Here is a 14,247-nt window from a genome sequence, read left to right as displayed (position 1 = left end):
GGGTCAGGACGTGCGGGGCGCCGGGATCCGGTGGCCCGGTCAGGACGAGCGGGGCGCCGGGATCCGGTGGCCGCGGGGGGCGTCCGCCGGCGGCGCGGGGTGTGCCTCGGGCGGCCCGAAGGCGCAGGCCAGGGCGACCGGTCCGGCGCCCGCGCCGGGCCAGGGCGCTCGCCTCCACCGCAGCGTCCCCCAGGTGCCGGCCCGGCCGCCCGGCCCGGCGCGCACCCGCCACGGCGCGCCGGCCAGACCGGTGCCGCGCGCCTTCACGCACGCCTCCTGCACGGTCCAGATCCGGGCGAAGGCGAGGGCGGCCCGCTCGGGCGGCAGGCTCGCCAGGCGTGCCGCGGTGCCGGGTGCGCAGCAGCGGCGCAGCAGGGCGGCCGAGGGTTCCCTCGGCACTTGGACGTCGACGCCGACGTCCAGTCCCGCGGCCACGGCGGCGGCCGCGTAGGGGCCGCTGTGCGAGACGCTCACTCCGGTGTCCGGGGAACCGGGCAGCCGGGGGCGGCCGGCCGGTTCGGGGATCACGGGGGCGCAGGCGTCCTTTTCGCCGGCCACGTCGGCGAGCAGCAGCCGCAGCAGTGCCCGGCCGGCCAGGTGCTCGCGGGCTCGCCAACCGGCCATGCCGGCGGCCGAGCGGTACTCCTCCGGGCGCAGCCGCCGCACGGCGTCCGGTGTGCCCAGCACGGCGTCCGCGGGTGCCAGGGCGACGACGACGCCGGGAGCCGGTGCCCACAGGCGGACCCCGGGCACACCGGGCGGACCGGCCGCCTCGGCGGGCGGCCGGCGCCGGGCGGGGAGCGCGACGGCCGACGGGAGGGGAACGGTGTCAGGCAAGGGTGGTCTCCTGGTCCAGCAGACTGAGCGAGCCGTTCGCCAGGTGCAGCCGGTCGTTGCCGTAGTTCAGCGAGGCGGACCTCAGATCGCGCAGGGCGCGCTCCAGGCCGAGCGGCTGGTGGCGGAGGTAGCCGTGGCGCAGCCCCACCAGCTCGATCAGCTCGTCCACGGCGGCCGGGCACTGCTCGGAGGCCGTCACCTTCAGGGCGTTGACGAGCAACTGCCAGGGGGCGCCGCCCCGTTCCCGCTCGGGCAGGGAGACGTACACGTCGGCGGCGTGGCTGAGCATGGCCTGGACCGTGTCGACGCGCTGGCGGGCCCGGGACAGCCGGGTCAGCAGCAGCTCGCTCTTCAGGTCGCGGCGGCGGCGTTCCTCCGGGCTGCGCAGAAGCCGCAGGGTCCGGGAGAGGGCTCCGGCCGCGGTGCCCAGCCAGCAGGCGCTCCAGCCGAGGTGGGCCAGAGGGGCGAAGACGTCGACCATGACCCGGCGGAATTCGCCGTGCGCGCCCACGACCTGGTCGTGCGGCACCGCTCCGGTGAGGCGCATCGGCACACTGTGCGTTCCGCGCATGCCCAGCGGGTCCCAGCCGCCGAGGACCTGCACGTCCAGTTGCTCCCGCTCGGCGTAGACCAGCGACACCTGGCTGTCCGAGGTGGCGCCGGGCGCGAGGACGGTGATCAGGAAGGCGTCGGCGTGGGGGCCGCCGGTGACGATCGGCGCCATCCGGTCCAGTTCGACGAGGTCACCCGCGCGCCGGGTGTCCGTGCCGGAACTGAGCAGATGGCCGCCCTTGCCGGCCTCGGTGGTCACCGACCCCAGGTACAGGTCTCCCCGGGCGACGCGGGGCAGGACCCGTTCGCGCAGTTCCTCGGAGGCGTGGTGGACCAGCGCCGCGACCTGCTGGCCGTGCATGGCGAACACCATGGCGGCCGACATGTCGTGACGGGCGATCAGCTGTGAGGCGGCGAGCAGATCGGACACCGAGCCGTCCAGACCGCCGTAGCGGGCCGGGACCAGCAGTCCGAGGAACCCGGAGGTGCGCATCGCGGTCAGCCCGTCCAGCGGGAAGGCCGCCTTCTCGTCGCTCTCCGCGGCATGCCGCTCCACCGCGTGCAGCACGGGCGTCAGCCGCTCGGCGAGTGCCTGGTCGAGCGCTTTCACCGGGCGTCCTGCAAGGAGGCGGAGCGGGCGCTCTCCACGGCGGCCCACAGACTGCCGGCAGTCTCGAAGTTGGCGTCGGTGAGCTGGTCGTCGGGGAGGGTCACCCCGCAGTTGTCCTCCAGGTCGAAGACGAGATCGATGGCCTGCATGGAGTTGAGCCCCAGGTCGCGCAGCCGGTCCTCGGGGCGCAGCTCCTGCTCGGGAGTGAGGTAGCGCAGGTGGGGACGGAGAGTGTCGACGAAAGCCTGGTCCATGGTGGGTCTCCTGAGGGTGAGTGAGTGGGTGCGTGGGGGAGGGGTGCGGTCCTCGTACGGGCGCCGGGAGGCGGTCGCCGGTCAGCCGTCGCGGCGGACGAAGGCCAGCCGGTCGCTGCGCAGCACGACGCCGTCGTCGGTGACGACCTCCAGCGGGGCCGGGTGGCCCAGGAAGAGCGCGAGGCTGGCGTGCAGGCCGTACGCGCCGGTGTTGGGTACGGCCAGCAGGTCGCCGGGGACGACGGCGGGCAGCGGGTGTGAGCGCGCCCAGGTGTCGAGCGGGGTGCACAGCGGGCCGCAGATCATGGCGGGGCCGGGGGACGCGGTGGGGTCCGCCGGGTCCGGGGCCGGGTCCGGATGCGGGCCCGGGGCCGGATGCGGGGTCGGGTCGTTGGTGCTGGTGCTGGCGGTGGTGCTGTCGGTGGCGGTGCCGGCGTCGGGTGCCGGGGTGTCGTCCGGCCGGACCACATCGGGGTGCAGCGGTGGCACCCGGCGCAGTCCGGCCATGCCGCCGAGGTGGTTGATGCCCGCGTCCAGCACCACGACCCGCTGGCCGTGGGAGGTCTTCACGTCCAGCACGCGGGTCAGCAGCCGCCCGCAGGTGGCCGTGAGGTAGCGGCCCGACTCGAAGGCCACCGTGGGCGCGTTCCGCCGCCAGCCGGGCAGGGCCGCGTCCAGCTCGCGCGTCAGGCGCTCGGCGAGCCCCGGGTAGGCGGGCAGGTCCCCGGCGCGCGCGTAGGGGGCGGCGAAACCGCCACCGAGGTCGACGGTGCGCAGCGGTACCGGCAGTGCCTCGCACAGGGCGCGGGCCACCCCGATCGCCTCGCCGAAGGAGTCGGCGAGCGCCTCCTCGTCGGCGATGTTGGTGGCCAGATAGAGGTGGAGACCGGCGATGCGCGCGTGTTCGCCGCCCGTGTACCGCTCGGGCCGAGCGGCGATGTCCTCGGCGTCGGCGCCGAACGCCGACGGGCTCCCGGTCATGCGCAGTCCGGCTCCGCGGCTGCCGCCGCCGGGGTTGACCCGCAGCAGGTAGGTGACGTTCGCGCCGTGCCGGGCGGCGGCCCCGTCCAGCTGGGCGATGCCGTACTCGGAGTCCACGGCGAAGTCGCGGACCCCCGCGCCCAGCGCCTTGTCCAGGTCCTCGTCGCGCTTGCCGGGTCCGGTGTAGAGGATGTCGGCGGGCGGCACCCCGGCCTCCAGGGCGGCGTCCAGCTCGCCCGGCGAGCTGACCTCGGCCCGGCAGCCGAGGGCGTACAGCGCGGACACCACGGCCGGATGCGGGTTGGCCTTCAGGGAGTAGTACAGCTCGCTCGGCCGCGGCAGCCAGGTCCGCAGCCGGTCGTGGGCGAAGCGCACCGCGGACAGGTCGTAGTGGTACGCCGGTGTCGTGGTGCCGGGCGCGGCGGGGGCCTCGGACGGGCGGAGCGCCGAGGTACGGCCGGTCACCGGGCCGCCGTCCAGTGCGAGGTCAGTCACGGCCGGCCTCCGCGAGCCGCCCGGCCAGGACGGCCTTCGCGGTCTTGCCGTTGGCGTTGACGGGCAGCGCGTCGACCGCGTGGCAGGTCCGGGGCACCTTGTAGTCCTCCAGGTGCTCCCGCAGCCGGGGCAGGACGGTGGCGGGGTCGGCCGTGCCGGTGACGACCAGGACCGCCTCGGGGCGGGTGGCGTCGGGCGGCAGGACGGCCGCGGTGTCCACGTCCGGCAGCCGGCGGGCGGCGGCCTCGACCTCGATGGCGCTCACCCGGAAGCCGTCCTGCTTGTAGATGTCGTCGCGCCGGCCGGCGAAGTACAGCCGCCCGTCCTCGTCGGTCCAGCCGTAGTCGCCGGTGCGCAGTTCGGGGAAGAGCCCGTCGCGACGGGGGAAGCGGGTGGCGGTGAGTTCGGGGCGGCGCCAGTAGCCGGCCATCACGTTCGCCCCGCGCACGGTGATCTCGCCGACCTCGCCGGCCGGGAGCCGCCGCCCCTCCTCGTCCACCACGAACACCTCGGTGCCGGTCAGCGGCAGCCCGCAGCTGCCGGGGCGGATCACGTCCTCGTCCGGTTCGGAGATGGTGAGCCGCTTGCACTCGGTGAGACCGAACATCAACCGCACGCTCAGTCCGGGCAGTTCCTCGCGCAGGGCGTGCGGGATGTCGGCGGGCAGCGCGGCGCCGGTGTTGGTGAGCAGCCGCAGCGGCGGCCGTTGCGCGTCGCGTCGGCGGCGCAGCAGACGCACCAGCGCGGCGGAGACCGGCGGTACCGCCGGCAGGACGGTCGCCTGGCTGCGCACCAGGTTGGCCAGGAGCGCGGGGCCGGACTCGGTGGCCGATCCGAGCCATACGTGACTGCCCGCGAGCGCGCCGAGGAAGACCTGGTAGAGGCCGTAGTCGAAGGACAGCGGCAGCGGGCAGTAGACGACGTCGTCGGCGCGGTACTCGAGCCGCTCGGCGATGGCGTGCACCGCGAACATCATCTGCTGGTGGGTGGAGACCACGGCCTTGGGCATCGCGGTGGTGCCCGACGTGTAGATGAGGCACACCGGGTCGACGGGCAGCGGGCCGTCGTCGGCAGCGGGGCCGGTGCCGGAGGCGGCGCCGGCAGCGGAGTCGGTCTCCGAGGCGGCATCGGCAGCGGGTTCGCTTTCCGAGGTGTCGCCAGCGGTGGGGTCGGTGTCCGAGGCGTGGCCGGCGGCGGGGTCGGTGTCCGAGGGGTCACCGGTGGCGGCGGCGGCCGGGCCCGTGGCGGCGGCCGGTGACAGGTCGTCGATGTCCTCGGGAGCCACCACGGCGACGCCCGCCTCGCGCACGGCTGCCCGGGTGGCGGGCGACGCGGCGACCGCGAGGGCAGGCTCACAGTCGGCGAGCACATGGCGCAGGACGTCACCGCGGACCTGCTCGTGCAGAACGGAGAAGACGACACCGAGCCGGGACGCCCCGAACAGCAGCGGCACCAGGACGGGACCGCTGTCGCTGGTCACCACCAGCCGGTCGCCGCGCCGCAGTCCCCGGGCGCGCAGCGCCGCCGCGCAGCGGTGGGCGGCCCGGACCAGCTCGGCGCGGGTGAGGGTCACCTCGCCGCAGGTGACCGCCGGGGCGTCGGCGCCGGCACCGGGCAGATCGAGCAGCTCGTGCAGCACGGTGGCGTGGGAGCGAGTGTTCACGCGTGCGCCACCTCCGCTCCCGCGGTGGTGCGCAGCACGAGACCGACCAGCCCCTCGACGCTGCGCAGAACGGCCGCGTCGAGGTCTTCGGGCGCGAACTCCACGCCGTACATCTCCTCCAGACGTTCCACCGTCTCCACCATCTGGAAGGAGGCGAAGCCCTCGAGGCGGCTCAGGTCTTCGGTGGCGGCGACCGCCTCGGGGCTGGCGCTCAGGATGTCGGCGACGGTGTGCACCACCGTCTGGCGTACGTGTGCGGGCTCGTGGGGCATGGCCTCTCCTGGATGCTCGGTGGCCGCGCGCACGGCGGACTCCGCGTCCGCGCGCAGCAGTTCGGCGAGGGCGGGGTGGATCTGCGGAGGTACGGGACGGCCGCGTTGCACGCGACGCGCGGCCAGGTAGCACTGGCCGGCCAGGGTCTCCCAGGCGGCGGCCCGCTCGGCGGCGGCGCTCGCCACGGGGGACCCGGGCAGGTGGTGAGCGGCCCAGGCCGCGTGCAGCCGCCGTGACCGGCTCAGCAGCCAGGTCTCCAGCAGCAGGGCCGCGCACGCCTCCTGCTGGTCCGGGTGGTCGCGGAAGGCAGCCGCATAGCGCTCGGGAGCGTCACCGGCCAGCAGCCGCCGGCCGTCCTCGGCGTTACGGGCCAGGATCTCGGACACCGGCGACCGGGCGGGCGGCGCGCCGCGCACCGGCACCGGGAGGGTGGGCGAGCCGTCGAACAGCGCGGCCGCCTGGGCGCGGTCGTACGAGCACACCACCGGCTCGGCCCGGCCGTAGGGCGTCTCGTTGTCGTAGGCGTCCACCGCCTCGACGCGGGCGCCCCCGTCCACGGCCCGCAGCAGCAGGCTGTGTTCCATGTGCTGGTGGCCGTGGTAGGGCAGCCACGGCATGCGGAACGCGTCGCCGACGACGTAGAGCGGACTGCCGTCCTCGGGCAGCAGGTCCAGCAGCGCCCGGCCGTCCGACACGGGCCGCCCGGTGACCAGGCTCAGGCCGAGGACGTCGCCCATCGGCTCGATCCGCTCGGCGGCAGGCTCCTCGACGGTGGGGAGGGCTCCGCCGGCTCCGGCGCGCGGCGCGAACGCCGCCCGGCCGCCGAGGGCGAGGTGGGTGCCCGGTCCGTGTCGTGCGTCGGCCAGCACGGCGGCGTTCACCTGTACGCAGTCCAGTGCCGTGGTGTCGATGCCGCGGATGGCCTCGACGAGCGGATCGCCGTCGTGGTCGGAGGCCTTCGCGCAAGGCCCCGCAGGCGCGCTCACGCGACCCGCTCCGGCGCCTCGGACGTGGCCCGCACGATGTCCACGAGGTCGCCGACCGTGTAGACGCCGGCGAGTCGCTCGTCGGGTATGGCGAAGCCGAAGGTGTCCTCGATGTCCTCCAGGACGTGCACGATCGCCATCGAGTCCATGCGCAGGTCCTGCTCCAGTCGGGTGTCGGCGGTCAGCGCGGACGAGGCGGTGGCGGGAAGGTGTTGGGCGTGCGCGCTGATCAGGGGCGTCAGGGCGCGCAGGACGTCGTTCGTGGTCATCAGGTGGGATCTCCTCCGCGTAGGGCAGCGGAAAGGGGGAGGCTCAGGTGGGGGGCGAGGGCGCACACCGGCGCCAGGTGAGCGGGTGGTACGGCTCAGGGGCACCCGTCGTGAGGGTTCTGGTGAGGGAATGTGGGCGGCGGTACGGACCGCCGGTGCGGGTAACGGGACGCCGGACGACGGTCACCAGCCGGTGTTTTCATCCGGTCCGGTCCGGTCCGGTCCGCAGGGGGAATTACCGCGAACCACTCAAGAGGCGGCGGTGCGGCGAGGACAAGGACAAGGACACGCCGAAGGCACGTCCTCGGCGTCGGAGGTCCGGTACCCCGAAGTCCACTTCATATTGCTCTCGTTCCGTCGGCGTTCCCGCGAGGCGGGATCGTGCAGGGAGATTGCGTGAGCGACGTACGACTAGCCAGTCTGCCTCGCTCCATGCGGATCAATTCCGGAGTGTCTGAAAAGCGATACAGGCGAGGCGTCTCCGTTTCGCGGGCGGCACGTGAAGATCATTTACGCCGTATTCCCAGGACCTACTGATCAAGACCTTGATCACCCCTGCCGCACGCCACCGAACCATGCTGCGAAGCATGGCCGGCACGAGCCGAAAAGTGCTTCCCGGAGCGGAGATCAAGCCAGGAAGCCGACGCTTCCCCTTGTGGCCTTGCGCCGACTAGTGGGGTCGTGCAAGTGTTTTGAGGGTTCTGGCGCGCCCCCCACCCATCGCGCCGGAGCAGATTGCGCACGGCCCTTCCGTGGCAGGTTCACGCGGTTGTTCCATCGTCACCGGTCGTGCCTTTTTCAAAGCAGCGGCAAAGCGCCGGAAAAGAAACAGGCGCCTTCCCCGCGGAAAGCGGCATGTGTCACGTGGCCGAGAAAACCGTGCCGAGAAATCCATCGAAGCCGGTTCGACGCTTCCCTCATTCTTCAGGAGGCCCCTTGAGGTCCCTTGAGGCCCCTCGGAACAACCGAAACGACCGGACGGCCGAACAACCGAAAGGCCCGCATGAACGACCCCCGCACGCCCCACGCCACCCTGCGAACCCCGCGTCCCGCGGACGCTCCGGCGGTCTGGCGACTGGTGCGCGACTCCGACATCCTCGACACGAACAGCCTGTACTACTACCACCTCTGGTTCCGTGACTTCGCCGCGACGTCCGTGGTCGCCGAGACGGACGACGGCCAGGTCATCGGCTTCGTCACCGCCTACATCCGCCCGTCGCGCCCCGACACCCTGATGGCCTGGCAGTCGGCTGTCGATCCCGCTCACCGCGCCCCGGGCCTGGCCACGCGGATGATGCACGAGCTGGCCGACCGGGCCGCCGGCCTGGGGGCCACCTGCGTGGAGACCACGGTCAACCCCGGCAACCGCGCCGTCGCCCTCATGCTGCGCAGGTTCGCCCACGAACGCGGCCTCGACATCCACACCGAAGTCCTCTTCACCGCGGAGGACTTCGCCGGCGACGAGGGACACGAGGCCCATCCTCCGGAGGTGCTGTACCGCATGACCCCCGCCGTACCGGCCCCGGTCGCCTCCGCTTCCGCCTCCGACTCCGCCTCTGCTACGGCCTCCGACTCCGCTTCCGCCCCCGCCCCCGCTCCCGCCGTCGCGGCGCACGCGCGATGAGCGACGCGCCCTTCCACATCACGGTGGAGGACGGCCTCGCCCTCCTCACCGTGGCCGGCAGCGGCACGGGGAACGCGCTCGGCGGCTCCTTCTGGGAGGAGCTGCACGCCTTCATGGAAGGCGCCCGCCGACGCGACGACATCCGCGCCATCGCCCTCACCGGCGCTGGTGGCACGTTCTCCGTGGGCATGGACTTACGGTGGTACGTCGTACGACTGCGCAGGGCCCAGCGCTCGGGGAACCCCGCCTTCATGGACGAGGACGTGCGTTCCCTCCAGCGAGCGGTGAGCGCCGTCGCCGACTGCCCCAAACCCGTCGTCGCGCTCATCGAGGGCGAGTGCACCGGGGCCGCCCTCGAACTGGCCGCCGCCTGCGACATCCGCTACGCCACCCGCACCGCCCGGTTCGCCCTGCCGGAGGCCGAACTGGGCATCGTCGCCGACCTCGGCGGACTGCAACGGCTGCCGCTGCTGATCAACCAGGGACACCTGCGGGAGCTGGCGTTCACCGGCCGTACCGTCGACGCGGCCCGGGCACTGCGCATCGGCCTGGTCAACGACCTGTACCAGGACGCGGCGGCCCTGCGCCGGGCGGCCCGGGAACTGACCGACGACCTGCGCCGGCATCCCGCGCACGTCATGGAGGGCATCAAGCGCACCCTCGACCTCGTCCACCAGGACGGTACGCGACGCGGTCTCGACCACTGCGCGCACTGGAACGGCGTCCATACGGGACCCGACGGCCTGAGCGAGGCCATGGCCGCCCGGCTGCGGCGCCCGGCCGTCTCCGGCGCAGACACTCCCCTCCGGAGCACGGCCGCCCCCTGAAACAACCCGACCCGCCGACTGGCCCCGGCGTCCCTCGGCATCCCTCGGCGTCCCCCGACAGGATTCCCAACGGCACCGAACCTCGAGGAGGAAGGCACATGAACGAATCCGTCGCAGGGCGGTCGCGGCCGCGCCCCGCCCTGGTCCGCGGACTGGCCCCGCGCTTCGCACTCATGATGTGCGATCCGCGCGTCGCCCCCGCCCTGCGCGTGTCCTGTGTGGAGGACACGATCGAGGTGCACTACCCCGAGAGCCGCATCCAGTGCCGCCTGCTGCGCCTGCCCGCTCGCGGTCTCCTGTGCTCCTTCCGGGTCACCCACCTCGCACCGGACGGCTCGCCCGAGGAGCGGCACCGTATGGACCTCGTACTCGACGGCCCGGTCGGGTCCGCCGCGCAGCGCGAAGCCGTCCTGCACCGGTTCCACGCCTTCCGGTGCGCGGCCGCCGCCACCCGCCTCCGGCTCGCCACCCGCGTCCTGCGGCCCGCCGACTCCGGGCACCGCCCGACCGCACGGAACCACATGATCGCGGCCTGAGCGAAGCCACGGTTCCACCTGATCGCGGCCGGCGGCGGTCGACCAGGGCCCCGGACGCACCCGGAGCCACCGTGAGGTCGTCTCCTCCGACGACGCGTCCCAGGCAACGACCCGCCCAGGAACCTGCTCAGGGCCGGCCGCAATCATGAGCTGAGCAGGGGTGTCGGCGACGTCCGTGTCACCGTGGCCCGCTGCCGTGCAGAACTGCCGGGCCCAGTGCCGGGAGAGACCGATGGGGCCGTCGGCCTGGTTGAGCGCGGGGTGCGGCTGGTAACGCTTGTGGTGCCAGACCGGCTGGTCCACCAGGGTGTCGTGGAAGAACCAGGCGACCATCAGCCGGCTCAGGGTCCGCGTGATCAGGCGTCCGACGGCCCGGTCCAGACGCGACAGCGCTCCGACAGTGGCGACCGTGGCGACCATCCGATAGCGGACACCGCCTTGCCGCCCCCTCTCCCTCACCATGCCCCAGCCGAGCCGACGGCTCCACGGTCCCAACGGGAGCGTCTCGTCCCAACGGGAGCGTCTCGTGTACGGCAACGGAGACGTATATGCGACCACCCGCTTGACCCGGTTGCAGTGCCATCGGTTCGGGCTCCTGGTAGCCCACCCCGCACGGAGGCGGTGCCGGCCGGGGGGAGGAGAGCCGCCGTCGGATCGGATTGGATGGGATCGGGTCGGGTTGGGTCGGGTCGCCGAGCAGGCGGCGGCGTGCGGGCTGTCAGGCGTGGGCGACGTCGGGAGTCAGCAGCGTGTCGGCCTCGGTCACACGCAGCACGCTGGCGGGCTGATCCCGAAGGCCGGTGACGAGGAGCCGGCCGCCTTCGGCCATGAGGCGGCGGCGCAGCTTGAGCAGCAGGTTCAGGCCGGTGGAGTCCATGAAGGACACCCCGGACATCTCTACGTGCAGGGTCTTGCCGTCGAGGGGAATGATCAGGGTCGCCTCTTCGAGAGTGTGGCACGAGGCGAGATCCATCTCCCCGGCCACGGCGATGACGGTGCGGTCGGCGTGCTGGTGCGTGGTGACGGTGAGGTCGTTCATGGTTCGCCCCTCGTTTCCGTGGGTCGAGCCCATCGACACCCCCTCGGCTGGGGATATCAAGCGCGTGACGTGGGGCCACGCACAGTCGAGCAAGACAACCCGTACCGCGTCCCGGCCACTCGAGGTGACCTTCGGGGCGGCGCGGGGCCTCCTACCGAACCAGGCTGGTTGTCCGTCCAACGTCGCACAGATGGGGCACCGACCGCCATCAAGCCCTTGCAAAGGCGGCATTCCGGCACGCCGGCGATGATCTCCAGCGGCGAGGCGGCGAGGCGGCGAGGCGGCGGAAGAAGGCGGAGGAGCGGCAGGTACTACGGCGCGCGGATCACCTGGGCGGGGCGGTCGAAGGCAGACCTCAGCCAGACCGCGCCCGCGCGGAGCGGTCAGGTCGTGTCGGCGGGCGGTCCCGGTGAGGGTGCGGCGTCCGCGGTCGGACGGGGCGCGCCGCCTGGTCAGTACCGCCTGGTCAGCGCCTGCGGCCGAAGGTCGACCTCCCCGAGCCCAGTCCCGCGACGTGAAGGGCCAGCAAGGTGAGGCCCAGCAGCATGAGGTTGGTGGCGCTGAGGAGGTCGACGGTCTCGATGTCCGCTGCGCCGAGGATGAAAGCGATGAGGAAAAGAATCGCGGAGATGATCGCCAGCATGGTCGTCCCTCCCCGGGGAGGAGCCGTATGTTCCGCTGTCCGAATGCCCCGGATGAGCCACCCCATACGATGGCAAAACGGGCACTGCCGGCGGAGGCGCTCGGGCGACGGATGCCGGCTGTCGCAGAGGGCGACCCGTCGCACGCGTCGCCCCCGTCACTTTTCGCCGGCCGACTATGTGCGCCGTGCCCAGGAGCCTTCGGTCGCGCGTAGCGCCGAGCGGTGGGCAGGGGCGAGCCCGGCGGGTGAGGTGTGGGCTCAGACGGTGGAAGGGGGTGCCAGGGCGTCTTCGAGGGTGGGATGGAGGGGGAGGAGCGTGTCGAGGCCGACGATGTGCAGCAGATCGAGGACGCGCCTGGGGGCGGCGGCCAGGCGCAGTGATCCGCCGCGGGCGCGGGCGGTGTTGTTGGCGGCGACGAGGACGTTGATGCCGCTGGAGTCCATGAAGGTGACGCGGTGGAAGTCGATGACCGCGTGGGGGGCGGAGTCGGGCGGCAGGGTCAGGGCCTCATGGAAGACACCGGCCGTGGTGTGGTCGATGGCCCCGGCCAGGGCGACGACGTGCACGCCGTCGGCGGTGGTGCGCTGGGAGACGGACAGGCGGACCTCGCTCATGGGCGTCTCCGTCGGGGTCGTCGGTGCCACCTTCACTGCTGCGAGGCCGCTGCTCCACGCAAGCGCATGCCGCCCCCTGATGTCAACCGGGTCGGCTCGGGCTGAAATCACCTGGACCGGGGCAGCCGGGAAGGGACCGTGCGATGCTTTCGGGACACACGGTGGAGTTCGTGTGACGATCACGTGAGACAGGGCGGGCGCATGGAGCAGGCCGCGGGGGACGAAGGACGGAAAACACAGGACGTGCTGTCGGTGTCGGCTGCCTATGACGGCGACCCTTCGTGCATCGGGGCCGCCCGGCATCTCGCCACCGGCTTCCTCGCCGAGGTGCAGGCCGTGCACGGCCTGCCGGTGTCCGAGCGGGCGATGGGCATGACCCAGCTGGTGGTCAGCGAGCTGGTCACCAACGCGGTGAAGTACGCGCCCGGCCCCCTCATGCTCGACCTGCAGATCATCCAGGGCGCGGTACGGGTGTCCGTGTGGGACAGCGACCCGGTGCTGCCGGACATCGCCGCCACCGACCCGCAGCGCATCGGCCGCCACGGACTGGAGATCACCCTCGCGGTCAGCCAGGCGTACGAGGTACGCCGGGAACCGGTCGGCAAACGTGTCACCGTTCTGATCGCGCTGGCCGACGACCCCGGCGCAGACATCGCCGGCCGCACCACGCCCTGACGACTCCGCCCCCGCGGCCGGTGAGGGCCATCCTTCTGGCTGAAGTTCAGTCGGGCAGCTTCTCGAGCGTCAGCCCCAGTGCGGCTGCCAGTTCGATTGTCCTGCCCGGTGTCGGGCACTGCCTGGCCAGACCGGTCCGGTCGAGGCGTCCGTCACGGGCTTGGAAAAGAACCTTCGCAACAGGATGCCCGCGCATCGCGTCTGCGGAGAGTTCGTCGGCGAGTCGGCGGGCTGTGGCGACCAGGGTGGGGATCGTCGCCCGCAGCCCCCCGGCCCACTCCTGGACCTCCTGCAGCCAGCGGCGCGCCGCTGGGTCAGACATCGAGGAGTACCGCTCCACCGCATGGGCCAGCTCCGGCCAGGTGGCGTCGTGCCAGGGCCTGGTCTTCAGGACGGGCAACTGCCACTGGCGCTTCATCGCCGACCAGTGGTCCGCTCGCGCCTTCACCGAATGGACACCGGTGTCGAGACCGAAAATCCTGCCGTCGCGGATCATCGGTTCCCGGCCGGTGACGTGATGGCCGAACACCACCGGCTTGGCATCGGTGTAGTGCTCGTACCAGTGGCTGTCCGGAAGATCATAGGAGGGCAGCGATGCGGCAGACGAAGGATTATGTGTGCGAGGAAACGGCCCTCTTGGGGAGCCGCGACGGCAGAGCAGCAGAGCGGCAGAGCGGCCGGGCACAGCCCGACGACTGACTCCGCTTCCAGCCTCGAGTCCCGGCTGGCCAACCCGGAGGAAGCAGGGATAGGTGCCCGGACTCGGGGCACATGATCGCCTGAACGACTCGTGTAAATGGCAGTGACAAGGGAGACTCCCCGATGCTGATGGCACACCCGGCCGTGCTGGAGAACCTGATCGAGCAGTACGAGACGCTGCGCGCGCTGCACGCCGAGAACGGCAGCCCGGAGGCGCGTCGGCGTCTGGAGGACGTCACCTACACCCTGTGTGTGGCCACCGGTACCCGCGACATCGACTCCGCCCTCGTCGCCGCGCGCTACCGGCTGCCCGGCGCCCGCCCCACGGACGACTCACTCCTCACTGCCTGAAGGCCGTACAGCCGCCGGCCACTTCGCCACCCGGAAACAGCAACGCCGCGCCCTGGCCGACTTCTCCGACGGCTGGGCGCGGCGGGTGGAACGATCCCTTGAGGATGAGGGCGCGGGGGAGGGCTTCGGGGGAATCCAGTTCGGTGATGGGCATACCAGACGGGCTTGCGCCTTTCCTCGGAATGGCGGAGGCCCCTTTTTTATGCGCTGCCGAGGTCGGTGGCGGTGTGTGTTTATTGGGCGAGGATGAGGGTGGTGGGGGTGTGGGTGGGGTGGTGGGTGATGGTGGTGTAGCCGGCTTGGGTGAGCCAGGTGGTG

The 14,247-nt window shown here is 72.5% G+C and carries 16 protein-coding genes and 1 pseudogene; 5 read left to right on the top strand and 12 right to left on the bottom strand.

The annotated features are described in order from the left end of the window. Nucleotides 1–39 precede the first annotated feature (39 nt). From AB0K92_RS28735 to AB0K92_RS28705, 7 genes are all read right to left on the bottom strand, one after another. Nucleotides 40–837 (bottom strand): 4'-phosphopantetheinyl transferase superfamily protein, encoded by a 798-nt coding sequence (locus AB0K92_RS28735; protein ID WP_365927600.1) that lies wholly within the window; start codon nt 835–837, stop codon nt 40–42. After that, a complete protein-coding gene (locus AB0K92_RS28730; RefSeq protein ID WP_365927598.1) occupies nt 830–1,999 on the bottom strand; it encodes an acyl-CoA dehydrogenase family protein in 1,170 nt (389 codons plus the stop codon). Before AB0K92_RS28730 ends, AB0K92_RS28735 begins: the two co-directional genes overlap by 8 nt. Beyond that, nucleotides 1,996–2,253 (bottom strand): acyl carrier protein, encoded by a 258-nt coding sequence (locus AB0K92_RS28725; protein ID WP_165995020.1) that lies wholly within the window; start codon nt 2,251–2,253, stop codon nt 1,996–1,998. The genes AB0K92_RS28730 and AB0K92_RS28725 overlap by 4 nt, the downstream gene beginning before the upstream one ends. An 81-nt stretch (nt 2,254–2,334) precedes the next feature. After that, a complete protein-coding gene (locus AB0K92_RS28720) occupies nt 2,335–3,729 on the bottom strand; it encodes a type III PLP-dependent enzyme (RefSeq protein ID WP_365927596.1) in 1,395 nt (464 codons plus the stop codon). Continuing rightward, nucleotides 3,722–5,392 (bottom strand): class I adenylate-forming enzyme family protein, encoded by a 1,671-nt coding sequence (locus AB0K92_RS28715; RefSeq protein ID WP_365927594.1) that lies wholly within the window; start codon nt 5,390–5,392, stop codon nt 3,722–3,724. Before AB0K92_RS28715 ends, AB0K92_RS28720 begins: the two co-directional genes overlap by 8 nt. After that, complete coding sequence (locus tag AB0K92_RS28710; RefSeq protein WP_365927592.1) at nt 5,389–6,651, bottom strand: acyl carrier protein; 1,263 nt, start codon at nt 6,649–6,651, stop codon at nt 5,389–5,391. Before AB0K92_RS28710 ends, AB0K92_RS28715 begins: the two co-directional genes overlap by 4 nt. Beyond that, on the bottom strand, nt 6,648–6,920 hold the full coding sequence (locus tag AB0K92_RS28705) for a phosphopantetheine-binding protein (RefSeq protein WP_365927590.1): 273 nt from the start codon (nt 6,918–6,920) through the stop codon (nt 6,648–6,650). Before AB0K92_RS28705 ends, AB0K92_RS28710 begins: the two co-directional genes overlap by 4 nt. A gap of 1,003 nt (nt 6,921–7,923) precedes the next feature. Between AB0K92_RS28705 and ectA the strand changes: the two genes are divergently transcribed. The 3 genes from ectA to AB0K92_RS28690 all read left to right on the top strand — a co-directional run bounded on the left by ectA (nt 7,924) and on the right by AB0K92_RS28690 (nt 9,907). Then, a complete protein-coding gene (gene ectA / locus AB0K92_RS28700) occupies nt 7,924–8,544 on the top strand; it encodes a diaminobutyrate acetyltransferase (protein ID WP_365927588.1) in 621 nt (206 codons plus the stop codon). After that, nucleotides 8,541–9,371, top strand: a complete 831-nt coding sequence (locus AB0K92_RS28695; RefSeq protein ID WP_365927586.1) for an enoyl-CoA hydratase-related protein — start codon at nt 8,541–8,543, stop codon at nt 9,369–9,371. Before ectA ends, AB0K92_RS28695 begins: the two co-directional genes overlap by 4 nt. A 98-nt stretch (nt 9,372–9,469) precedes the next feature. After that, entirely contained in the window at nt 9,470–9,907 is a 438-nt protein-coding gene (locus tag AB0K92_RS28690; protein WP_365927584.1) for a hypothetical protein, read from the top strand. 213 nt (nt 9,908–10,120) lie between these two features. On the opposite strand, the pseudogene AB0K92_RS28685 reads toward AB0K92_RS28690, so the two are convergent. The 4 genes and pseudogenes from AB0K92_RS28685 to AB0K92_RS28670 form a co-directional block, all read right to left on the bottom strand. Further along, nucleotides 10,121–10,240: pseudogene (locus AB0K92_RS28685) on the bottom strand (hypothetical protein); the annotation flags it as partial. Nucleotides 10,241–10,625: 385 nt separating this feature from the next. Then, nucleotides 10,626–10,946 (bottom strand): STAS domain-containing protein, encoded by a 321-nt coding sequence (locus tag AB0K92_RS28680; protein WP_365927582.1) that lies wholly within the window; start codon nt 10,944–10,946, stop codon nt 10,626–10,628. A gap of 466 nt (nt 10,947–11,412) precedes the next feature. After that, entirely contained in the window at nt 11,413–11,589 is a 177-nt protein-coding gene (locus AB0K92_RS28675; RefSeq protein WP_365927580.1) for a hypothetical protein, read from the bottom strand. Nucleotides 11,590–11,847: 258 nt separating this feature from the next. After that, nucleotides 11,848–12,204 (bottom strand): STAS domain-containing protein, encoded by a 357-nt coding sequence (locus AB0K92_RS28670; RefSeq protein WP_365927578.1) that lies wholly within the window; start codon nt 12,202–12,204, stop codon nt 11,848–11,850. Between the two features lie 201 nt (nt 12,205–12,405). Between AB0K92_RS28670 and AB0K92_RS28665 the strand changes: the two genes are divergently transcribed. Then, entirely contained in the window at nt 12,406–12,879 is a 474-nt protein-coding gene (locus tag AB0K92_RS28665; RefSeq protein ID WP_365927576.1) for an ATP-binding protein, read from the top strand. A gap of 46 nt (nt 12,880–12,925) precedes the next feature. Here AB0K92_RS28665 and AB0K92_RS28660 read toward each other — a convergent pair whose 3' ends face one another. Next, nucleotides 12,926–13,411, bottom strand: a complete 486-nt coding sequence (locus AB0K92_RS28660) for a hypothetical protein (RefSeq protein ID WP_365927574.1) — start codon at nt 13,409–13,411, stop codon at nt 12,926–12,928. Nucleotides 13,412–13,701: 290 nt separating this feature from the next. Here AB0K92_RS28660 and AB0K92_RS28655 point away from each other — a divergent pair, with 290 nt between their 5' ends. Beyond that, nucleotides 13,702–13,929, top strand: a complete 228-nt coding sequence (locus AB0K92_RS28655; RefSeq protein ID WP_165994965.1) for a DUF5133 domain-containing protein — start codon at nt 13,702–13,704, stop codon at nt 13,927–13,929. Nucleotides 13,930–14,247: the final 318 nt, after the last annotated feature.

The sequence above is a fragment of the Streptomyces sp. NPDC052687 genome (assembly GCF_040678395.1).
In the GTDB taxonomy this organism is placed as follows: domain Bacteria; phylum Actinomycetota; class Actinomycetes; order Streptomycetales; family Streptomycetaceae; genus Streptomyces.
The sequence above is the reverse complement of the archived record's forward strand: the minus strand, read 5'-3'. Positions and strand labels throughout refer to the sequence as shown.

What these genes read in the sequence shown, in the direction of transcription:
- AB0K92_RS28725 (WP_165995020.1), bottom strand. Translation starts at nt 2,253, where the DNA reads ATGGACCAGGCTTTCGTCGACACTCTCCGTCCCCACCTGCGCTACCTC.
- AB0K92_RS28705 (WP_365927590.1), bottom strand. Translation starts at nt 6,920, where the DNA reads ATGACCACGAACGACGTCCTGCGCGCCCTGACGCCCCTGATCAGCGCG.
- ectA (WP_365927588.1), top strand. Translation starts at nt 7,924, where the DNA reads ATGAACGACCCCCGCACGCCCCACGCCACCCTGCGAACCCCGCGTCCC.
- AB0K92_RS28695 (WP_365927586.1), top strand. Translation starts at nt 8,541, where the DNA reads ATGAGCGACGCGCCCTTCCACATCACGGTGGAGGACGGCCTCGCCCTC.
- AB0K92_RS28690 (WP_365927584.1), top strand. Translation starts at nt 9,470, where the DNA reads ATGAACGAATCCGTCGCAGGGCGGTCGCGGCCGCGCCCCGCCCTGGTC.
- AB0K92_RS28680 (WP_365927582.1), bottom strand. Translation starts at nt 10,946, where the DNA reads ATGAACGACCTCACCGTCACCACGCACCAGCACGCCGACCGCACCGTC.
- AB0K92_RS28675 (WP_365927580.1), bottom strand. Translation starts at nt 11,589, where the DNA reads ATGCTGGCGATCATCTCCGCGATTCTTTTCCTCATCGCTTTCATCCTC.
- AB0K92_RS28670 (WP_365927578.1), bottom strand. Translation starts at nt 12,204, where the DNA reads ATGAGCGAGGTCCGCCTGTCCGTCTCCCAGCGCACCACCGCCGACGGC.
- AB0K92_RS28665 (WP_365927576.1), top strand. Translation starts at nt 12,406, where the DNA reads ATGGAGCAGGCCGCGGGGGACGAAGGACGGAAAACACAGGACGTGCTG.
- AB0K92_RS28655 (WP_165994965.1), top strand. Translation starts at nt 13,702, where the DNA reads ATGCTGATGGCACACCCGGCCGTGCTGGAGAACCTGATCGAGCAGTAC.